Raw genomic sequence first — 21338 nt, forward strand, 5'->3', positions numbered from 1 at the left:
AGTGGAAATCATGGTAAGATAATCAAGTCTGAGAGTCATCTTAGAGGATTCTAGTAAAAAATGGGAGGGAAAAACATGCGCGTAAACATTACTTTAGAGTGTACTTCTTGTAAAGAACGTAACTACCTAACAAGCAAAAACAAACGTAACAACCCTGATCGTTTGGAAAAACAAAAATATTGCCCACGCGAACGTAAAGTTACTTTACACCGTGAAACTAAATAATTAGTTCAGCGTAAGTCTAGAATCCTTTTTAGGAAGCTAGACTTTTTTTAATAGTGAAGGTTGAATGAAACCATAAACCTGACAAGCGACTCTTTTTCTTGTAACAGGGTCGTTTTTCTTGTATGATTGAAATCGTTTGTTCAAATTCAGTTTGAGAGGATGAAACACATGTTTATTTCAATGTGGGCACAAGACAAGAATGGTTTGATTGGAAAAGATGGTCTGCTTCCTTGGAGGTTACCAAACGATATGCGTTTTTTTAGGGAACATACGATGGATAAAATATTAGTGATGGGGAGAAAGACATATGAAGGCATGGGCAAATTGTCTCTTCCTTATCGGCATATCATTGTGTTAACTACTCAAAAAGATTTTAAAGTAGAAAAAAATGCGGAAGTCCTTCATTCGATTGATGAACTTTTGGCATATGCCAAGGATATACCTGAAGATATCTATGTGTCAGGAGGAAGTCGAATTTTTCAAGCTTTGTTACCAGAAACAAAAATCATCTGGCGAACATTAATTGATGCAGAGTTTGAGGGGGATACATTTATTGGAGAAATCGATTTTACAAGTTTTGAATTAGTGGAAGAACATGAAGGAATTGTCAACCAAGAAAATCAATACCCTCATCGATTTCAGAAATGGCAAAAAATGAGCAAAGTGGTTTAGCACATAGTTAAATAAAAAAAGACGTTCACTCCAATTTGTAAAGAAAGGAAGGTGAACGTCTATTCTTGTTCAGGTGATTTATTTCAAATTCTTTTGGATATCATTGACCATATTTTGACTAGCTATTGGACCATTATAGAGCCAACTAGATTCAGGACCAAATTCTAAGACATGATTTTCTTTGACCGCTTTTAAATTTTGCCAAGTTGCTTCATTAAACATCGCAGCTTTTTCATCACTGTTGACTAAGATGAGATAGTCTGCATCTAACTCTGCTAATTTTTCTGCAGAGACAGCTGACCAATCTGAAGTTGCATTTTTAGAGATTTCAGTAACTAGATTTGGCACACCAAATTTTAGATCACCGTAAATGATTCTTCCACTTGAACGTGTTTCACTAACCATAAATGCTGAGTTATTCGTTACCCATAAAACAGCAGCCGTTTTGCCGTTGATTTTATCTGCGAGTTCTTGTCTAGTGGCTTTCACCTTTTTTTGGTAATCAGTAATGATTTTTTCGGCTGCTTGTTCTTTATTTAATGCTTTTCCGATATCTTTTAGTTGGGTTTCCCAAGTGACATCATTCCCATTTTTTACGACATAGGTTGGCGCAATTTTGCTGTATTGCTCGTATTTACCTCCTTCAACTGTAGCCGAAGAAGAGATCAATAAAAGATCGGGTTCATAACTTAAGACTTTTTCATACGGAAGATCATAAGAGATCGTGGGAACATCTTTTAATTCTTTTTGTAAATAATGTTGAATCGATCCACTACCAACTGTCCATTGAGCAACAGGTTTTTCACCTAAAGCGATAAGATAGTCTTCGAGGTAACTCCCGATGATTCGTTTTGGTTGATTAGGGATCTCGACTTTATGACCCAAGGCATCAGTCACTAGGTGAGTTTTTGCAGTTGTTTCATTACCTGCTGTGCCAGTTGAATTGGATGAATTATTTGAAGAAGAGCAGGCGCTAAGTAAACTAAGCAGCAACACTGTGGCCCCAATGGTAAAGATATTCTTTTTTAGTTTCATTTTTTCCTCCTGAAGGGATTTTCATTGATAATCATTCTCAATTGATATTATTCCTGACAATAGTGGTCATGTCAACTATTTTCGGGAAAGAGCCATTTTGAGTAAAACTTGACGAATTTGTGAAGGAGCTTCATAATTGAGAATGATTTTCAGGGAAAGGATGAAAAATTTGACGACGATTGAAGCTGTTGATATTACAACGGGTTACTTAAATAAACAAGTGATTGAAAAAATGTCTATCAAGATACCAGAAGGAAAAGTGACAAGTTTGATTGGTCCTAATGGCAGTGGTAAATCAACTTTATTAAAAAGTTTTACTCGACTGTTACCTGTCAAAGAAGGAAAGATTATCGTAGATGGATCTGAAATTTCTACATATAGTCCTAAGATGTTAGCGCAAAAAATTGCACTGTTAGCCCAAAGTAGTGAACACCCTTTAGGCATGACTGTCGAAGAGGTGGTCTCTTATGGTCGTTATCCTTATCAAAAATTTTTTAGTGGATTAAATGAAGAAGATCTACATGCTATCCAATGGGCGTTGGAAGCGACGCAACTAACTAAGTTGAAAGAAAGAGAGCTTTCGAGTCTATCAGGTGGACAAGCTCAACGAGTTTGGATTGCGATGGCTTTAGCCCAAGAAGCGGATATTTTGATTTTAGATGAGCCAACCACTTTTTTAGATCCTGCGCATCAATTGGAAATCTTACATTTACTGAAAGAGATCAATCATATCAAACAGACAACCATTTTAATGTCGATCCATGACATCAATCACGCTTCTCGCTTTTCTGACTATTTAATTGGGATGAAAGCAGGACAAATAGTGGTTCAAGGCACACCTGATGAAGTAATCACAACGTCATGGATGAGGGAAATCTATGAAATTGAAGCGCAGATCATCGAATTGCCTGAAACGAATAAACCCGTTGTTTTGTCTTACGATTTAATCAATGATCGTAAGGAGGATGAACAATGAAGACAAAGAGGAAACGAATGATTCTTTCCCTATTGTTGCTAGGAGTAGTTAGTATATTTTTCTTTGCGTTAGCCAATGGAGCGGCGGTTGTCGACTTTTCTAATTTGTGGCAAGCGATTTTTAAATTTGACGACTCAGTTCAATCGCAGTTGATTATCCGAACGATTCGGTTGCCTCGAGTGCTTGGGGCTTTCTTAGTCGGAAGCTGTTTTGCTCTTAGTGGCGCATTGATGCAAGGTGTGACACGGAATCCTTTAGCTGATTCAGGGTTATTAGGAATTAATGCAGGAGCATCACTTGCAATGGCTCTTTGTTTTGCGTTTTGGCCACAAGCTTCTGCTTTTTCTGTTTTTTTACTGTCATTACTTGGTTCGTTGGTAGTTACGTTATTTGTTTTTGGTTTCTTACGTTTTTCAAAAATGGGGATGAATCCACTTCAATTGATTTTAGCAGGTGTTGCGATCAGTACTTTTTTTACAGCTATTAGTCAAGCGCTGACACAACTATTCAATTTGCAACAAGACTTGGCGTTTTGGTTCGTGGGAGGCGCTGCGAATGTCACTTGGCATCAATTGGAAATTTTGGCTCCGATTTATCTGTTGACAGTTAGTGGTTCTTTTTTGCTAGGTCGCTCCATCTCGTTGGTCAACTTAAGTGAGTCACATGCCTTGGCATTAGGAGGCAACCCTGGACGGATCAGATTTTTTGCATTTGTATTAGTGGCGGGGTTAGCTGCAATGGCGGTGTCGTTAGTTGGACCAGTTTCATTTATTGGATTGATGGTTCCACCAATCGTCCGAGGAATCATTGGTTCCGATTATCGGTATGTTTTACCAGCCTCTTTTTTAGCAGGTGGAGGATTAGTGATGTTGGCGGATTATGTTGCACGAATGATCAATCCGCCATTTGAAACGCCATTCGGCTTAATAATTTCCTTGATCGGTGTACCGTTTTTACTACTCCAAGTAAGGAGGGAACAAGGATGAAAAGAAGTTACCAATCACTAGTTGTTTTATTTCTTTTATTAGTTGTTAGTATAGTTGCAAGTTTAATGATTGGCACACCATTTATTCCATTTGATCAATTAGCTGAGGTGTTTCAAGGGAAGGGTTCGGCAATCCAAGAGTTGATTGTTTATGAATTTCGTGCCCCTCGTCTATTAATCAGTCTTCTTGCTGGTATGTGTTTAGGTATTTCAGGCTTTATCTTGCAGGGAGTTACCAGAAATAGACTAGCTGATGCTGGCATATTGGGCATTAACGCTGGAGCAGGTTTTTTCGTTATGATTTATTTGGGCTTTTATGCCAACCAAACTTTTCCGTTTTTACTATTGATCGTGGCTTTTCTAGGCGGCTTGCTTGCAGCTTTACTTGTGTACTTGTTTGCTTATACGAGAAATAGTTTTTTAGGGATGAACCGGCTTTTACTATCAGGAATTGCAGTCAATGCTGGATTGTCGGCATTGATGCTTTTATTTACGATTAAATTGTCGAAAGAAAACTATGGTTTTGTTAATGCCTGGTTAGCAGGTTCACTTTGGGGAGCTAGTTGGCCATATGTTTTCTCATTGTTACCTTGGGCAGTCATTTTGCTTCCTTTCGTGCTGATTTACAGTCGACGAATTGGTTTATTATCTTTTGGTCAAGAAAGAGCGCAAAGTCTAGGATTAGACGTGCAGAAAAGTCAAAAAATCCTATTGATACTCGCTGTTGCTTTAGCCTGCGGAAGCGTTGCGGTAGCTGGCAGCTTATCTTTTGTCGGTTTGTTAGCTCCTCATTTGGCTAAATTTGTCGTCAGAAGAGAAAATCAACTGTCCTTGATCTTGAGTGGATTATTTGGGGCATTTTTTGTAACGATTGCAGATGTTCTTACACGAGTGATTTTACCAAGTGGTGAGATTCCTACTGGGATTTTAATTGCGGTCCTAGGAGCTCCATATTTCTTATATTTATTATTTTCCAAACAAACGATTGCTTAGAAAATAAATACGGGGAAGAAACGATTGTGTTGAGTAAGCAGTGTTTCCCAAAGTAGTTTCTCGTTATTTTGAGACTACGATTATTCTGACTATTCAAATGAAAAGAGTGAATCAGAGGTCGTGAAGGCATCGGAAAGCTCCAATGACAATAAGAAAGAATTTTTTTAACAGCTTCTCATGTTTTGAAAAATTCAGGCTTATTTCAAGGAGCTGATGCGTGAACACCGTTTACTCGTTTTTAGAATAAAGAGTGAGAGTGATGTCTTAAATTCTGTTTATAAAACTCTTTTTATTTAAAAAGTTAAATTGCTATTTTTACTATTTTCCGCTACCATTTTAACGAGAGGTGGGTTGATACGTTTGAGTCATATTAAAGAAAAACTTAGAAAACTTGGCATTGAAAATTTACAAAAGATTGCTAGAAGTGAACAGAAGCAGCAAAAAGAGCAAAAAATTTACCAACAACTCTTTCAAAGTAATGAATGGCAGCAAGCAAAAGTGGTTGGTTTGACGATGGCAAATGAGATAGAAGTGGCTACGACCCCAATTATTGAAAAGGCATGGGAAGAGGGTAAAACCATACTTGTTCCTAAGACATTGCCTGAACGTCAAATGTGTTTTTTTAAAATTGATCCGGATACCCGATTTGAACGCACCGCTTTTGGCGTACTGGAGCCATTATCTGATCATTCTTTTTCACCGGACGCTATCGATTTGCTGATCGTTCCAGGGGTTGTTTATCATGAAAATGGTTATCGGATTGGTTTTGGTGGAGGCTACTATGATCGCTATCTAGCCAATTATCCGAACCAGACATGTAGTCTGGTTTTTCAAGAACAAATAAACAATCAATGGGTACCAGAAAGTTTTGATAAAAAAGTGCAACACTTGTTTATCGATAAATAATAAGGAGGGTTACATGAATTATCAACAGAAATTAAAATTAAACGCTTGGCTAAGAAGACCAATTTTGACTTATTTGTTTTTAGCGATACAAACCATCGTGTTTGCAATGATGGAGTTCTTTCCATTTTTAAATATTCCAGCATATTTAGGCATGTTTGGGCCGTCTATTGTAGTTGGAAATGAATGGTGGCGGTTTATTACACCGATTTTCATTCACTTTGGACTGGTGCATTTTGTCATGAATTCTTTGATTTTATATTTTATGGGAGACCAAATTGAAACACTCTACGGTCATTGGCGTTTTTTCTTGATCTATTTGTTTAGTGGTATCCTTGGGAATGCAGCGAGTTTTGCATTCAACGATCTTGGCGTTCTATCTGGTGGAGCAAGTACTTCTTTGTTTGGTTTGTTTGGTGCGTTATTCATTCTTGGATTTCATTTCAAAAATAACTCTCAGGTTCGCCAATTGATTCGTCATTACATGTTGTTTATTGTTATCAGTTTTGTATTTGGTTTGACGGATACCTCAGTCGATATCTGGGGGCATCTCGGTGGGATTGTTGGTGGCTTGCTTATAGGAAATATCATCGGCCTACCACAGAAAGTGACCAATTACTCGATTCATCAAAAAATCCTATCTACGCTTGTTTTTGGATTTCTTTTGATAATATGTGTTTTATTGGGTTTAAAAAACTACGGATTACTTGTATAATGTGAAGGAAGTGCTTTGAGATGGAGAGCTTATATGACGTGCAACAACTGCTCAAACGATTTGGCATCTTTGTCTATGTTGGGTCACGTATCTATGATATTGAATTAATGACGATTGAATTGAAGAATCTTCATGACAGTCGTTTGATCGATCATGATACATACATGACAGCGTGGCGCATACTAAAACGAGAGCACCGAGTGGAAGAAAGCCGAAAGAAAGGAAACTTGTAATGGACAAAAAAATTATTGGGATTGATTTAGGTGGAACAACAGCAAAATTTGCAATTCTAACACCAGAAGGAGAGATTCAACAAAAATGGAGCATCGATACCAATATATTGGATGACGGTAAACATATTATTCCGGAAATTATCGAGTCAGTAAATCATCGTATCAAATTATATAACATGAATGCTGAAAATTTCATCGGAATCGGTATGGGAACACCAGGAAGTGTCGATAGTGAAGCAGGTACAGTGATCGGAGCCTACAATTTAAATTGGACTGAACTTCAATACGTAAAAAAACAAATTGAAGAAGGAACTGGAATCAAATTTGCTATTGATAACGATGCGAACGTTGCTGCTTTAGGTGAGCGCTGGAAAGGTGCAGGGGAAAATGATCCTGACGTTATTTTTGTTACCTTAGGAACGGGTGTCGGTGGCGGAATCGTTGCTGCTGGGAACTTGATCCACGGCGTTGCTGGTGCAGGTGGCGAGATTGGACACATTACAGTGGACCCAGAAGGTTTTGAATGTACATGCGGTAAAAGAGGGTGCTTAGAAACAGTTTCAAGTGCAACAGGTGTAGTTCGCTTAGCACGTTTCTTAGCAGAAGAGTATGCCGGAGATTCAAAATTAAAAGCAATGCTTGATAATGGAGAAGAAGTAACAAGTAAAGATATTTTTGAAATGGCACAAGCAGACGACCCATTTGGTCTGATGGTCGTTGATCGTGTTTGTTTCTACTTAGGATTAGCTTGCGGTAATCTAGGGAACACTATGAACCCATCAAGTATTGTTTTAGGCGGCGGAGTATCTGCTGCCGGGGAATTTTTACGTAGTCGTGTTGAAAAATATTTCAACCAATTTACGTTCCCTCAAGTACAACAATCAACAAAAATCAAATTAGCAGAATTAGGAAATGAAGCTGGCGTGATCGGTGCTGCTTCATTAGCCTTGAAATTTGCGGAATAACGTGGAGGAATGACATGGTTTTATGGGTAATTAACATCATTTTGCTATTGATTATTCTTGCTATTGTGTTTTGGGAAGTTTATCTACGAGTAATGGCAAAACGTTCTGCAAAAACACTGGAAGAAGAAGAATTTCGTGATGGGATGCGTAAGGCACAAGTCATTGATGTTCGTGAAAAAGACGTGTTTGATGCAGGACATATTTTAGGGGCAAGAAATATCCCTTATACTGTTTTAAAAGATTCATTAGGATCTATCCGAAAAGATCAACCGGTGTATATCTACGACCAAAAGAAAAGCTTAAGTATTCGTACAGCGAATAAGTTAAGAAAAGCTGGCTACCAAGATATCTATATCTTAAAAGGTGGATATGATGGCTGGTCTGGCAAGATTAAAAGTAAAAAAGTATAGAACGTCATGACGTCAAATTATCGGTCAATCCTGATGAGTCGTGTAAAGTCAAATCTGGGTCAGAATGAACCTCATTCTGTCTCAGATTTTTTGTTATTTCATTTGGAAGGAAAATGGGGCTGAAGGATCAACTTTGATTCTGTAGTAACCACCAGAAGTTAGATTTTGGTCTTACTTTTTGGGATTGATACATTCATCAGTTCCACAAATGATAGAGCCAATTTATCAGAAGTTTTTGTATATAAAGTAACAGATACTTTTTAGAAAATTGCATGACTGATTATTCGATTAGGCAACGGGAATAAAAAGAATTCATTAGATCGCACAAGATAAAATACTAAATTTTATTCTTTCCAGAAATAAAAGTTCTATCTCCATTGCGTACGTCATGTATGATGATTCAATGATAAATCAAACAATGGGGGAGAAAAGACAATGCCAGAAATATCTAATGAAACTTTCACTGAGCAACAACCTGCAGGAGTAGTAAAAAAAGAAGAAATAACAGAAAAAAGAAAAAAGGAACTTGATAAACTTGTTGGAACGATTGAGGTTTCACTAGCTGGTAAATTAAAAGGAAAGACATATGAGGAGATCGTTGAATCGGTTGTGTCTAAGATTATAAATAAGAAGGTAAAGCAATCTGAACTTGGGAGAGTATTATACTCACTAGATCTTTCTGCCCAATTATATCAGCAGGTCGTAAAGGACTATAACATAAAACGCTTAATCAGCCATGATGGTCCAAGCCAAAGTAGAGTCTCTATAACCAATTCTGTGGTTATAGAAAATATAGAGAGCGTATTAGATTCTCCACAAAAAATAATAGAAGATCAATTGGTCGAACAAAAAGATAGTTCAAAACCAGAAAACATTCAAGAACAAAAAACAAGTAAGTTGACAACTGAAAAGCTAACGTTCAGGAAAAGGATTAAGAAGTGGGGTCAATCGTTAAACATTTTCAGAAAGAGTAACACAGATAAACCAGAGAATATAACAAATTGTCAAGGAATTGAAATGGATAAGGGTGGGGTACCTTTAAAAAAAATATTGAGACGACAATCGAGCGAAACTAATGATGCTTGTCATTATAATAATCAATGCCAACACATTGTTCCTCTAGAAAAAAGAGATAGGAATCACTAGCAAGTATCCATAGAGCGTGCAAAATTGAAATTTAGCATTTAGGGAGTACTAACGGAAATCAAGCCACGATTTTTTGCTATGACATAATCAAAGGAGAATCTAATCATTTATGCTATGATCAATGTATAAGCAATGAAAGAAGTGGAGAAAATGATCAAACTGAAAAGAGTGTACAGTGCGCGCGAAAAGGGTGATGGCTTTAGAATTTTAGTTGATCGAATATGGCCAAGAGGGATATCAAAGGAAAAAGCACAGATTGATCTATGGTTAAAGGAGATTGCACCAAGTACTGAGTTGAGAAAATTCTTTGGACATCTTCCTGAGCGTTTTCCTGTTTTTGAAGAAAAATACCTAGAAGAGTTAATGACAGATCAAGAAAAGCAATTGGCAGTCAAGCAGTTAGCTGAACTCTGTCAAAACTATCCAATTGTGACCTTAGTTTATGGTGCAAAGAATGAACAGCAAAATCAAGCCGTGGTGCTAAAAGGGTTGATGGAAAGGAAGCTGAATCGATGATTATTGGCATTGTTGGGGCAGGCCCCAGAGGACTAAGCATGGTAGAACGATTGATCCGAAACAATCGGAAAAACCAACATATCCAGATCTGTTTATTCGATCCTGATGGGCCTGGTGGTCGAGTCTGGCGGCTCGATCAACCAACAGAGTTATTGATGAACTCAGTCTCTCAGCAAGTTACGCTTTTTACAGATGAAACATTAACAAGTGGCGGAGAGATTTCACCGGGGCCTAATTTATATCAATGGAGCCAAACAGAGGCGAAAAAGTATATCGAAAAGCAACAGTTTGTGAATAAAGAATTTTTTTTGGCAGAAGCCAAGCGCTTACGTGCCAATGAACCAGCCACCAGATGTTTTTATGGCTTGTACCAGCAGTGGTTTTATGAACAATTAAAAAAATTAGCACCGCATTCATTCACTATCGTTCGATCCTTAGTGAAAGAGATTGACAAGATAAAGACAGGTTTTTACTTGAAAACAAACGAACAGCATTTAGTAGTAGATCAGTTAGTGATGACTACGGGACATTGGGAAAATAAAGTATCCAAAGACGAGAAAAGGTTTTATGACTATGCTGAAAAAGAGCAATTGTTCTACCAACCGCCAGCAAATCCAGCTGATGTTTCCGTAGAAACTATTCCGCCAAAAGCCACAGTGATTCTTAGAGGATTAGGTCTAAGTTTTTTTGATTATGTAGGTTTACTTACCGAGAATAGAGGAGGTAAGTTTGAAAAACAAGGAGAGAAATTGGTATATTTGCCGTCTGGACGTGAGCCGATCGTATACTGCGGGTCTAGAAAAGGGTTGCCCTATTTTCCTCGAGGAAAAAATGAAAAACGGGGAGGAGCAATGGCTGTTCCTAAATTGATCACCAAAGAAAATTTAGCAAAGCTTTATCAAAATCAACAATTAACTGGGAAACTATTTTTCGACTTGCTAAAAAAAGATGTCGAACTTTTTTATTATAAGAAATTAATTGAGGAAAAACATCTAGCTATTTCACCAGTATTATTTGAACAAATCTTTTTAACACGTGATCAAAGTGATTGGCAAAAACAATTTCCTGAATTACAGCCTTATCAATGGGAGTGGGATTTTTTTGAAACGCCTATCTATCATGAGAAGCATGACTTTCAAAAAGAAAGTCGAAGGTTTATTGATTATCAAATCAATGAATCAATGAAAGGAAATTGTACTGGGGCGCTTGCTTCAGCTTTTGATGCGTTAAAAGATTGGCGTGATCCTGTCCATCTGGTCATTGAATGGGGCATCTTCACTGCCAAAGAATACAGAGAAGTGTTATGGGGGTGGTTTACTAAGCTCAATGCTTTTCTCACGATCGGTCCGCCAGTTGTTCGGACAAGAGAATTAGCCGCTCTGATTGATGCGGGTATTTTCACAATCGTTTCCCCGCCGCTGGAAATCAAAACAGAAGCCGGTTTCTTTATCGTAGAAAACGAGGGAAAACGGATTGAAAGTCGCTACTTGATTGAAGCCCGACTCCCGCAGACTGATTTGACACAGACAAAGAATCCAGCATTAAATAGCTTGAAAAAACATCAGCTGATTCGTCCTTTTACTTATCAGGACACGACTGGCGTGTATGAAACTGGTGCAATTGATATCAAACTAAGCACCAATCAAGTCTGGAACAAACAGGGAGAGCTAGAAGAAAATTTATATTGTTTAGGGATTCCGGTCGAAGGTGTGGATTGGTTGACAGCTACAGTCTCACGACCATATACCGATGCTTGGAATTTGAGGCAAATCGATAAAGTGGCACAGCTGATTCTTGGAAGGACAACCAATTGAAGCAAAAAACACAACCGACTCTAAAGGCTAGATCATTCATCTAACTTTTAAGATCGGTTGTGTTTTACTAATTAATAATGATTCTTTGGGTTATAAAAGGGATGATTTTCTTGAATCGTTTAAAGATTAGCGAGCTACACGTTTACGCATCGCTTTTTTACGATTTTCTTCGATCATTGTTTCTTTTTCATCAATGGGATCGATTACTGTTTTTTTAACTGAAGCTACCAATCCAGCAACAGCTGCCGCTGTTGCAAGACTACCGACTAAAATTCCAGATACAAATTTTTTCATTAAATCCACCTCGTTTATTAGTTGTTGCTTCTATTATGTAACAAATTGAAAAAAAAGGCTAGTCTGACGTCTATTTATTGGAAACCTTTACAAATTTTCCTTGAAAATATTTACTAAATGTTTTATTATAAATTTACTAAATAAATAGCAAAGGCAACAGAAACAAAAGGGTCATAGTTTCAAACGATTCAAAACGTACTTTTTGCTGCTTTTGTAAAAAAAGGAGTGTTTTCATGGCAATCTTGGTATTGGGTGGCGCAGGTTATATCGGTTCACATGCTGTTGATCGGTTGATCAATCAAAACTATCAAGTGGTAGTAGTGGATAATTTATTAACGGGGCATCAAGCAGCAATTCATCCTAAAGCACAATTTTACAAAGGTGACATTCGGGATAAATCTTTTTTACAGTCTGTTTTTGAAAAAGAAACGATCGAAGGAGTCCTTCATTTTGCAGCTAGTTCATTAGTGGGAGAGTCTGTTGAGAAACCATTGAAGTATTTTAATAACAATGTCTATGGTATGCAAATATTGTTAGAAGTGATGCATGAATATCATGTGAAGAATATTGTCTTTTCATCTACAGCAGCCACTTATGGTGAACCTACAGAATCACCAATTACCGAAGCAACTCCTACGAATCCAAAAAATCCGTACGGTGAAAGCAAATTGATGATGGAAAAAATGATGAAATGGTGTGACCAAGCCTATGGCATGCGATATGTAGCATTGCGTTATTTCAATGTAGCAGGTGCAAAAGCAGATGCATCGATTGGGGAAGATCACACACCAGAAACGCATTTAGTTCCTATTATCCTCCAAGTAGCTCTAGGCCAACGTGATTCTTTGGCGATTTATGGTGATGATTACGATACACCCGATGGAACATGCATCCGAGATTATGTTCAAGTGGAAGATTTGGCTGATGCCCATATCTTAGCTTTAGAATATTTAAGCGCGGGGAATGAAAGTAACTTCTTTAATCTAGGGAGCAATCAAGGCTACTCCGTCAAAGAAATGCTTGAAGCGGCTAGAGAAGTAACAAATCGAGAAATTCCAGCTAAGGTGGCACCACGTAGAGCCGGAGATCCAAGCCGGTTGGTCGCTTCCAGTGCTAAAGCTGAAGAAATCTTAGGTTGGCGACCAGCTTACACAGATGTAAAAGAAATCATTAAAACAGCCTGGGATTGGCATGTGAGTCATCCCCATGGTTATGAGGAGTAGAGAGAAGATGACAATCAGTCAAACGATTTGTGATTTTACGACACTAGCAATTGAAGCTGGTGGCTGGATGGAAATGGATCGAATTTATTTACAAAATCGAATTTTGGGAATGATCGGCGAAGAGGCTTTGGAAAACACTGAAGTGCGCCCTGTTTCAGAAGAATCGGTGGTGTTACTTGATCGGTTAGTCGAACAAGCCAAAAAAAATGAAGTGGTTACTGATTTACCAGCTGAAATCGAAATCTTTGAAGCACAATTAATGGATTTTTTAACACCACCACCATCAGTAGTCAATGCGTTTTTTGCACAACATTACGCAACAAATCCAGAAGAAGCAACAGACTACTTTTATCAATTGAGTAAAAAAAATGATTATATCAAAACCAGAGCGATTGCGAAAAATATCAGGTATACGTATCCTTCAGAATATGGCGAATTAGAGATTACGATCAACTTATCCAAACCTGAAAAAGATCCTAAGCAAATTGCTGCCGAAAAACATGCCAAAAAAGTTGATTATCCTGAGTGTATGCTTTGTATGAACAATGAAGGCTATAAAGGACGTTTAAATTATCCAGCTCGCACCAATCATCGAATCATCAGAATGAATCTTGATGGGGAAAGTTGGGGATTTCAGTATTCTCCATATGCTTATTACAATGAACATTCGATCATCTTGTCAGAAGAGCATCGTCCTATGAAGATTACGAAAGAAACATTTTCACGTTTATTAAAAATCACAGAGGTTTTACCACACTACTTTGTTGGTTCAAACGCAGATCTGCCAATTGTTGGAGGATCGATTCTGTCACATGATCATTACCAAGCAGGGCGCCATGAATTTCCAATGGCTAAAGCTCCAATCGAACGATTAATCAAATTATCGGATTATCCTCAAGTAATCGCAGGTGTTGTCAAATGGCCAATGTCTGTCATTCGTCTGCAAGCGACGAGGAAAGAAATCCTAGTGGAAGCTGCTAATAGTATTTTAGAAAAATGGCAACAATATTCAGATCCTGCGGTAGCAGTGACGGCATTTTCTAAAGATGGTACGCCCCATCATACGATTACACCAATTGCTAGAAAACGCGAAAATTATTTTGAACTCGATTTAGTGTTACGAGATAACAATGTCTCTGACGAACATCCAGAAGGGATTTTCCATCCTCACCGAGATATCCAGCATATTAAAAAAGAAAATATCGGTTTGATCGAAGTCATGGGATTAGCTGTTTTACCACCTCGTTTAAAATCAGAAATGGCAGAAGTAGAAAAGTATTTGCTTGGACAAGAAAATAAGATAGCTGAGTATCACATGGAATGGGCGAAGGGCTTGAAAGCCGACCATCCAAATGTGACAACTGAAACAGTAACCGAGATCGTTCAGCAAGCTATTGGTAAAGTTTTTGCTCGTGTGTTGGAAGATTCAGGGGTATTCAAACGCGATACAAAAGGTCAAGAAGCTTTCCAACGCTTTACTGCAACGCTTTAAGAAGAATGCCCGAGTGGAATAGATAGGAGGAGAAACAAGTGGCAACGATTAAAGATATTGCAAAGTTGGCAGGGGTTTCTCCTGCTACTGTGTCAAGAGTCTTAAATGATGATCAGGAGTTATCAGTTAGCCTAGCAACGAAAAGAAAAATTTTTGAGGCTGCTGAAGAGTTGAATTACACGAAGCATCATAGAAACACATCGTTGAATCAAAAGTCGTTGCGTTTGATCCAATGGTACAATGATCAAGAAGAATTAGAGGATCTCTATTATCTTGCTATTCGTTTGGGAATAGAGAAAAAGGCAGAGGAATCAAATGTGACTTTGCTAAAGGAAACGTGGGACGCTATCAGTGATAGACCGACAAATGGAACGATTGCTCTAGGAAAATTCGATGATCAGCAGTTGATTGAATTGAAGCAGACACAAAGCAATCTGTTATTAGTTGATTTTGATGGAACACCCTATAACATTAATTCATTAATCGTTGATTTTCAAACAAGTATCCAAAAAGTGATCGATTATTTTTTTAACCAGGATAAAAAAGCGATTGCAATGCTTGCTGGTAGGGAATACACCAAAAAAGGACATCAACGGATTGATGACCCAAGGATTGCCGCCTACCAACAAATCATGGCTGGTAAAGGATTGACTACAACGATCATTGAAGCAGATTTTTCAGTTGAATCTGGCTATCGGAAAGTCAAAGAATACTTAGATAGTGGACAGTATTCGTTTGAGGCGCTGTTTGCAGCAAATGACACACTAGCGATCGGTGCATTGAAGGCAATTAACGAAAAAGGTCTGAAAGTACCTGAGGATATCTCATTGATCGGATTCAATGACATTAGTGTAGCAAAATATGTTTCCCCAGCTCTTTCGACAGTCAAAGTTCACACGGAATGGATGGGGGAACTGGCGGTAGAGACCGTGTTACAAATGATGAATGAAAAAGCACCTGTTTCGAGAAAAATCATTGTAGAAACGGATCTTATCTTGCGTGAGTCTACAAAAAACTAAAGAACAAATCAAGAGAAAGTTGCGAATGATTGCAACTTTTTTTCTTTTTTTCTGAAATGAATTGTCTTTTTCTTAGCAAGAAGTATGCTACAATATAAAACGATAGAAGTTAGTAGAAAGGATGCATCAAAATGATTACATTAGGGATAGACACCGCTAATCAAACTTTAGCGATCGGCGTGATTGAAGATGATACTGTCTTAGGGCAAATCCAAATCAATAAACAGAAAAATCATAGCGTTAGTTTGATGCCGGCTATCGATCAATTATTCTCAGCACTCGGATTAGCACCAACCGCTATCGATCGAATTGCTGTTTCCGATGGACCAGGTTCATACACCGGTCTAAGAATCGGTGTAACTACTGCAAAAACACTTGCATATACATTGGGTAAAGAACTTGTGGGGATTTCAAGTTTACAAGCAATTGCTGCTAATTGCCGGAACGTAAATGGGTTGATCGTGCCTTTATTTGATGCAAGAAGAAAAAATGTTTATGCTGGTGTGTACCGAAGACAAAATGGAAAATTAGAAACAGTTCTTGAAGATGTACATATTTCAATTGAAGAACTGCTTAAGCAACTGTCTCAGTTCGATGAACCTATCTTATTTGTCGGAACAGATACGCAAAAATTTACGAATGAAATAAAGGAAGTATTACATGAAGCAGAAATAAATAAGGTGCTTGAATGGGATCTTCCTAATGGCTGTACGATTGCAACATTAGGGGCCAATCGTGAACCAGTAAGAGATTTAACCAATTTTGTACCACGTTATTTGAAAAAAGTAGAAGCAGAGGAAAAGTGGTTGGAAACCCACACTCCTGGAGACGAAAGATATGTTGAAAAAATTTAAAGCATATGCTAGAAGTTTATTCTATGAAAAAAAAGAATTTGCTACTAAGATAATTGAAAATCAAGGGAAAAGCTATCGAATAAAAGAGCTGATACCTCGAGATATCAAAGATTTATTATCGATTGAACGCCAGGTATACAATGGCGAATTACCATGGACAAAAAGTGCCTTCCTTTCTGAATTAAATTCACCTTTTCAAAATTTATACTTAGGAATACTAGACGGTGAACAGTTAATTGGATTTATAGGTGCGAGAATTTTTGGCTTGGATTGCCATATTACAAATATTGCGGTTATTCCTGTGTACCAACGAAGAAATATCGGTACATTGTTAATTGACGAAATTGAAAAATTTGCTATAATGAATCGCTGTGACACACTCTCTTTAGAGGTGAGAATGAGTAATCAAGATGCCCAAAGACTCTATCGGAAATTAGGATTTCAATCGAACAAAGTAAAAAAAGGGTATTATACCCAAACAAATGAAGATGGATTAGAAATGATCAAATATTTAGAAAAATGAGAGGTACAATTGATTTATACTAAGAATGACTTTGAAGATGAACAGTTAGCGTCTTGTTTATGGGCGCTTTGTGAGGAAGCATATGAACATGGTTCTCCTTGGACCAAAGACCAATTTTTAATGGATATCCAACAACCACATACGCAATATTACTTATTGGTGGAAAATTCGCTACTCCAAGGATTCATTGGTTATTCGAAAGTTATCGATGAGACGGAGATCACGAATATTGCTGTGGCAAAAAAACTGCAAAAAAAAGGGTATGCACGTCAGTTATTACGCTTTTTATTAGACCGAGAAAAACAAGCAGGAACATATAATGTTTATTTAGAAGTACGAACGTCTAACCTAGCAGCTCGTCATCTTTACCAATCAGAGAAATTTAGAGAACTAGGGAAACGAAAATCTTATTATCATGATCCAGTAGAAGATGCGATCATTATGAGTACAAAGTTAAAAACGGAGACGATGAAATGAAAGAAGAATTGATCCTGGCAATTGAATCAAGTTGCGATGAAACGAGTGTCGCAGTTGTGAAAAATGGTGATGAGATTTTAGCCAATGTCATTGCTTCACAGATTAACAGCCATAAAAGATTTGGCGGTGTTGTTCCAGAGGTAGCAAGTCGCCATCATGTAGAGCAAATCACCTTATGTATCGAAGATGCTTTGGCGGAGGCAGGAACTTCTGTTGAACAACTGAGTGCTGTAGCGGTTACTTATGGTCCTGGTTTAGTTGGTTCGTTACTGATTGGTATTTCTGCCGCTAAAGCTTTTGCTTGGGCGAACAATTTGCCTTTGATACCTGTGAACCATATGGCAGGTCATATTTACGCTGCACGCTTTCAAAAGCCTTTTGAATTTCCGCTACTAGCATTGCTTGTCAGTGGTGGACATACAGAGCTGGTCTATATGAAGGAAGACGGGAACTATCAAATCATCGGTGAAACGAGAGACGATGCCGCTGGAGAAGCTTATGACAAAGTTGGTCGTGTCTTAGGTTTGAGTTATCCAAGCGGAAAAGAAATCGATCAGTTAGCGCATCGTGGTGAAGATACCTACCATTTTCCAAGAGCCATGATCCATGAAAGTAATTATGATTTTAGCTTTAGTGGTTTAAAAAGCGCCTTTATCAATTTAGTACACAACGCCCAACAACGTGGAGAAACTCTTGATACAAATAATTTAGCTGCTAGTTTTCAAGCGAGCGTTGTGGACGTTTTAGTCAATAAAACCCTTCGTGCTTGTAACGAATACCCAGTCAAACAATTGATTGTAGCAGGTGGAGTTGCAGCCAATCAAGGATTGCGTGAAACACTCGAAGAGGCATTGAAAAAAGAACATCCAGAAATTGAACTGCTGATCCCTCCATTAAAACTTTGTGGTGATAATGCAGCAATGATTGGAGCAGCTGCGCATGTAGAGTTGAAACAAGCCAATTTCGCTGATCTTCGTTTAAATGCGAAACCTAGTGTGGTATTGAATCAAGGAGGAAATGAGTAAAATTCACCTTATTTTCGTATACATGGCAAGAGCGGTTGAGAAAAACTTACTTTGTAGTAAGTGAAATCGATTAATTAATGAAATATGAAAGTTAGAATATCATTTTTATTTTTACATCTATTAAAAAGTTTGGGACAATCTTTTATTTGTTCCAAGCTTTTTTTGACTTAAAATTTCTAAATTTGGAAATTTTTGTTCTATTGTTCAAATCGTTATATTAATAAGAGATCTCGCGATAATATGGATTAGAGATTAAGAATACAAATGACGTAAATACTATGTTCTCAGCAAAATCGCTTATTATAATAACTATTTCTAAATAGTAATTGTTATTTTGCGAGTAGTGATTTTATTACAATGGTTATTTGTTTTGAAGGCATTTATTTAATTGTCTTAAGAAATAACATATGCTAATATGGATGGTAGAAATGCTTTTATGTGTTATTTTTTAATGGTTGTTTAATTATTTTGATAGGAAAAGGAGAGTTAGAAGATGAAATATGTGTTACAGAGTATGGTTTTAATTTTATGTAGTTTCTTTTTTACGTCTTATGTTGATGCTGCCGGGGCGATTTCGCAAGATGAGCAAATGATCATCCAAGAATTGACTCAACCTATTTTAATTCAAGGCAAAGAATTTCAAATGCCTCAAACATATATTACACAAACTGAAAATTATTTAAAACAAAATGATTTATCCAAGTCACAAGTGGATACAGCAGTAAAAAATATCCAAAATGTGAAGCAAAAACTGACTAATTTAGACATTGATTTGTCATCGGTTCATACGATAAATGATTTAATAAAAATTATCCCTAGGGAAACAATTTTGGAAATTCAGCAATTGATTTCATCAACAGCGGATGCTTTAGGATTAGTCGTTTTAAGTTGGAATAAAGGGTATGTTGAGCTAGGCGCACAAAACTCTGATGGCTCGATTTCAGCAGTGTTCAACTCGAAACAACCGATTAAACAAACGGGAACATTCCCTATCTCAAGCATTCTTGCAATTGGATGTTTAATGATGACTGCGACAGGTGCATTCATCGTAGGAAAGAAAGTCAAACTTGCATAAAAAAAAGAAAAAAATAAAAAGAATAGGCGGAATGATTTTTACCCCTATCTTTTTTTTGATCATGGGTTATTCGCTAATGTATATTATTGGGCGACCTGTCATTCAGTTTACGACTTCTTCCTTGCGATTGTTTCTGCTTTCGGATATTCCAAAATATGAAAAAAAGACACAACCATCAGCTAAAGGTATGTCAACTAGTGAGTTAGAAGAAAAACGGAAAACAATTGAGTTGGAAGGAGAGAACATTCCCTCCAGTAAAATCGATTATCCAAGAAGTGGGTATCAATATGGACAGGTTGATGTTGCTTCTGTAAATTTGAATGTGCCCTTATATTATGGAGACTCAGATGATATTTTACGAGAGGGTGCTGGACAATACATGGGGTCTGTGTATCCAGGTGAACATGGGACTACATTGATTGGTGGGCATAATAGTAGTGAATTTGGAAAATTAAGTGCTGTCAAAATTACGGATAAGATTAACATTTCCACTAGTTATGGTGAGTATGTTTACCAAGTATACGAAACAAAGATTTTAGATAAAAATGCGAAATTGATTAGTCAACTTCTAATTCAAAAACAGCAAGGAAAACTGATTTTGTATACTTGTTATCCAGTCGATAGTATTGGAATGACGGATCAAAGATTATTTATTCTAGGCGATCTCATTAAGGGGCCAATGATCCAACCAGATAAATAATGAATTGAAAAATTGCGCTACTCATGTGTTAAGCAAAACGCTTTGAAAAGAGGTGGATTTACCAAAAAAGAATCAAATGATCAATCGAATAATCGCTTGTTTGGCTCACTAAAAATGAAGTTAGTGGATAAAAAATTTCGAAGTGGGGCAATTTAAGCTGCAATGAGTTTGTGAAATTTTATGGTCTTTTCTTACATTTGGTAAAAATAGTTATGAAAAAAAGAAAACAATGGCGAAAAGTGCCAAAAATGATTCTTGCTTTTATCTGTTCGCTTAGTTTATTTGCAATTTTTTTCTTGGGCATTCTTAAGATTACTTTATTCAATCAAAATTTTATGATCCGTGCAGTGGAATCCTCACATTATGGGGAACCGATCACTAAAGAGATCAATCACACAATTGCTGATGTAGGAAGAGGTGCCAATATCTCCCAAAAATGGTTGAATCAGACAGTTTCAGAAAGCTTAGTAAATGATAATATCAAACAATATATTCATAGTATCTATACTGGCTCAACCTTTCAATTAGAAGGGGAGAAGCAAATAGAAGAGACAGTCCAAAGCCAATTAGAAAGTTATGGAAAAGAAAAGAATTACCCAAGAAATGCAGAATTTGAAACCACAGTAAATAAACTAAAAAAAGTGAGTATTGAAACAGTTCGGCGTGATATCGAAATCCCTTATTTTGCGTTATACGGCAAAAAAATAATGGCTTATACATCCACTCTTAACCTGTTGCTCATTTTTGCAGTCGCTTTTTTTGGAATCTTATTTTCCGCAATCATTTCGCTTAACAAACCTTTCTTTCATTTAATTATCCGTTACCTTGCTTATGTGATCGGTGGAGCTGGATTAATGGTAGGGGCTTTACCGACCTATTTGTATGTAACTCGATTGATTGAACGATTGGGTATTCATTCTGAAGCTCTATACTTATTTTTAACGACTTATTTGAAAAATTTTCTCTTTATGTTTATGAAATTTGGTCTTTTCAGTATCCTGTTGAGCTTGTTCCTATTTGGCGTAAGTGAGTTTTTCAGAAAGAAAATAGTTCGACGTGAAAAATAGA

The 21338-nt window shown here is 37.2% G+C and carries 25 protein-coding genes; 23 read left to right on the forward strand and 2 right to left on the reverse strand.

Annotation, left to right across the window (positions count from 1 at the left end; genetic code table 11):
* Window positions 1-60 precede the first annotated feature (60 nt).
* Together rpmG and AB5M32_RS09550 are read left to right on the forward strand one after the other, a co-directional pair.
* Window positions 61-225: a 50S ribosomal protein L33 gene (gene rpmG, locus AB5M32_RS09545; protein WP_002320810.1), complete on the forward strand. Its 165-nt coding sequence runs from the start codon at window positions 61-63 to the stop codon at window positions 223-225.
* A 168-nt stretch (window positions 226-393) separates the two neighbouring features.
* Complete coding sequence (locus tag AB5M32_RS09550) at window positions 394-897, forward strand: dihydrofolate reductase (protein ID WP_010737807.1); 504 nt, start codon at window positions 394-396, stop codon at window positions 895-897.
* 78 nt (window positions 898-975) lie between these two features.
* On the opposite strand, the gene AB5M32_RS09555 is transcribed toward AB5M32_RS09550, so the two are convergent.
* Window positions 976-1932 (reverse strand): ABC transporter substrate-binding protein, encoded by a 957-nt coding sequence (locus AB5M32_RS09555; protein WP_178286040.1) that lies wholly within the window; start codon window positions 1930-1932, stop codon window positions 976-978.
* A gap of 142 nt (window positions 1933-2074) precedes the next feature.
* Between AB5M32_RS09555 and AB5M32_RS09560 the strand changes: the two genes are divergently transcribed.
* The 11 genes from AB5M32_RS09560 to AB5M32_RS09610 all read left to right on the forward strand — a co-directional run bounded on the left by AB5M32_RS09560 (window position 2075) and on the right by AB5M32_RS09610 (window position 11588).
* Window positions 2075-2908: an ABC transporter ATP-binding protein gene (locus AB5M32_RS09560; RefSeq protein WP_172595703.1), complete on the forward strand. Its 834-nt coding sequence runs from the start codon at window positions 2075-2077 to the stop codon at window positions 2906-2908.
* Window positions 2905-3894 carry an iron ABC transporter permease gene (locus tag AB5M32_RS09565; RefSeq protein ID WP_025480160.1) on the forward strand — a complete coding sequence of 330 codons (990 nt, stop codon included), beginning with the start codon at window positions 2905-2907 and terminating at the stop codon, window positions 3892-3894. The genes AB5M32_RS09560 and AB5M32_RS09565 overlap by 4 nt, the downstream gene beginning before the upstream one ends.
* Window positions 3891-4886: an iron ABC transporter permease gene (locus AB5M32_RS09570; protein ID WP_010718839.1), complete on the forward strand. Its 996-nt coding sequence runs from the start codon at window positions 3891-3893 to the stop codon at window positions 4884-4886. The genes AB5M32_RS09565 and AB5M32_RS09570 overlap by 4 nt, the downstream gene beginning before the upstream one ends.
* A gap of 360 nt (window positions 4887-5246) precedes the next feature.
* Window positions 5247-5792: a 5-formyltetrahydrofolate cyclo-ligase gene (locus AB5M32_RS09575; RefSeq protein ID WP_088775699.1), complete on the forward strand. Its 546-nt coding sequence runs from the start codon at window positions 5247-5249 to the stop codon at window positions 5790-5792.
* A 13-nt stretch (window positions 5793-5805) separates the two neighbouring features.
* Window positions 5806-6504: a rhomboid family intramembrane serine protease gene (locus AB5M32_RS09580; RefSeq protein WP_063627259.1), complete on the forward strand. Its 699-nt coding sequence runs from the start codon at window positions 5806-5808 to the stop codon at window positions 6502-6504.
* A gap of 20 nt (window positions 6505-6524) precedes the next feature.
* Window positions 6525-6737 carry a YqgQ family protein gene (locus AB5M32_RS09585; protein WP_010718842.1) on the forward strand — a complete coding sequence of 71 codons (213 nt, stop codon included), beginning with the start codon at window positions 6525-6527 and terminating at the stop codon, window positions 6735-6737.
* Window positions 6737-7702: an ROK family glucokinase gene (locus AB5M32_RS09590; RefSeq protein ID WP_010718843.1), complete on the forward strand. Its 966-nt coding sequence runs from the start codon at window positions 6737-6739 to the stop codon at window positions 7700-7702. The genes AB5M32_RS09585 and AB5M32_RS09590 overlap by 1 nt, the downstream gene beginning before the upstream one ends.
* A gap of 14 nt (window positions 7703-7716) precedes the next feature.
* Window positions 7717-8112: a rhodanese-like domain-containing protein gene (locus AB5M32_RS09595; protein ID WP_010737800.1), complete on the forward strand. Its 396-nt coding sequence runs from the start codon at window positions 7717-7719 to the stop codon at window positions 8110-8112.
* Between the two features lie 435 nt (window positions 8113-8547).
* The gene (locus AB5M32_RS09600; RefSeq protein ID WP_178286042.1) at window positions 8548-9258 is read left to right on the forward strand and encodes a hypothetical protein; all 711 of its coding nucleotides are present in this window, start codon (window positions 8548-8550) and stop codon (window positions 9256-9258) included.
* A 150-nt stretch (window positions 9259-9408) separates the two neighbouring features.
* Entirely contained in the window at window positions 9409-9774 is a 366-nt protein-coding gene (locus AB5M32_RS09605; protein ID WP_025480161.1) for a DUF488 domain-containing protein, read from the forward strand.
* Window positions 9771-11588, forward strand: coding sequence for an FAD/NAD(P)-binding protein (locus tag AB5M32_RS09610; RefSeq protein WP_368024426.1), 1818 nt, complete (start codon window positions 9771-9773; stop codon window positions 11586-11588). The genes AB5M32_RS09605 and AB5M32_RS09610 overlap by 4 nt, the downstream gene beginning before the upstream one ends.
* 126 nt (window positions 11589-11714) lie before the next feature.
* Here AB5M32_RS09610 and AB5M32_RS09615 read toward each other — a convergent pair whose 3' ends face one another.
* A complete protein-coding gene (locus AB5M32_RS09615; RefSeq protein ID WP_010718848.1) occupies window positions 11715-11882 on the reverse strand; it encodes a DUF3042 family protein in 168 nt (55 codons plus the stop codon).
* A gap of 233 nt (window positions 11883-12115) precedes the next feature.
* Between AB5M32_RS09615 and galE the strand changes: the two genes are divergently transcribed.
* The 10 genes from galE to AB5M32_RS09665 all read left to right on the forward strand — a co-directional run bounded on the left by galE (window position 12116) and on the right by AB5M32_RS09665 (window position 21337).
* On the forward strand, window positions 12116-13105 hold the full coding sequence (galE, locus tag AB5M32_RS09620; protein WP_034698360.1) for a UDP-glucose 4-epimerase GalE: 990 nt from the start codon (window positions 12116-12118) through the stop codon (window positions 13103-13105).
* A 7-nt stretch (window positions 13106-13112) separates the two neighbouring features.
* Window positions 13113-14597, forward strand: a complete 1485-nt coding sequence (gene galT, locus AB5M32_RS09625) for a UDP-glucose--hexose-1-phosphate uridylyltransferase (RefSeq protein WP_178286046.1) — start codon at window positions 13113-13115, stop codon at window positions 14595-14597.
* 38 nt (window positions 14598-14635) lie between these two features.
* Window positions 14636-15616, forward strand: coding sequence for a LacI family DNA-binding transcriptional regulator (locus AB5M32_RS09630; RefSeq protein WP_178286048.1), 981 nt, complete (start codon window positions 14636-14638; stop codon window positions 15614-15616).
* Between the two features lie 131 nt (window positions 15617-15747).
* The gene (gene tsaB / locus AB5M32_RS09635; protein WP_010718852.1) at window positions 15748-16470 is read left to right on the forward strand and encodes a tRNA (adenosine(37)-N6)-threonylcarbamoyltransferase complex dimerization subunit type 1 TsaB; all 723 of its coding nucleotides are present in this window, start codon (window positions 15748-15750) and stop codon (window positions 16468-16470) included.
* Entirely contained in the window at window positions 16454-16993 is a 540-nt protein-coding gene (gene rimI / locus AB5M32_RS09640) for a ribosomal protein S18-alanine N-acetyltransferase (protein WP_010737793.1), read from the forward strand. The genes tsaB and rimI (AB5M32_RS09640) overlap by 17 nt, the downstream gene beginning before the upstream one ends.
* 9 nt (window positions 16994-17002) lie before the next feature.
* Window positions 17003-17470, forward strand: coding sequence for a ribosomal protein S18-alanine N-acetyltransferase (rimI, locus tag AB5M32_RS09645; protein WP_063627253.1), 468 nt, complete (start codon window positions 17003-17005; stop codon window positions 17468-17470).
* Window positions 17467-18495 carry a tRNA (adenosine(37)-N6)-threonylcarbamoyltransferase complex transferase subunit TsaD gene (gene tsaD / locus AB5M32_RS09650; protein ID WP_010718855.1) on the forward strand — a complete coding sequence of 343 codons (1029 nt, stop codon included), beginning with the start codon at window positions 17467-17469 and terminating at the stop codon, window positions 18493-18495. Before rimI (AB5M32_RS09645) ends, tsaD begins: the two co-directional genes overlap by 4 nt.
* Window positions 18496-18988: 493 nt before the next feature.
* Window positions 18989-19570, forward strand: a complete 582-nt coding sequence (locus AB5M32_RS09655; RefSeq protein WP_034698353.1) for a hypothetical protein — start codon at window positions 18989-18991, stop codon at window positions 19568-19570.
* Between the two features lie 31 nt (window positions 19571-19601).
* Complete coding sequence (locus tag AB5M32_RS09660) at window positions 19602-20270, forward strand: class D sortase (protein WP_088744932.1); 669 nt, start codon at window positions 19602-19604, stop codon at window positions 20268-20270.
* 212 nt (window positions 20271-20482) lie between these two features.
* A complete protein-coding gene (locus AB5M32_RS09665; RefSeq protein WP_368024427.1) occupies window positions 20483-21337 on the forward strand; it encodes a hypothetical protein in 855 nt (284 codons plus the stop codon).
* Window position 21338 lies beyond the last annotated feature (1 nt).

Source organism: Enterococcus sp. C57, from assembly GCF_040887305.1.
Lineage (GTDB): Bacteria > Bacillota > Bacilli > Lactobacillales > Enterococcaceae > Enterococcus_B > Enterococcus_B hirae.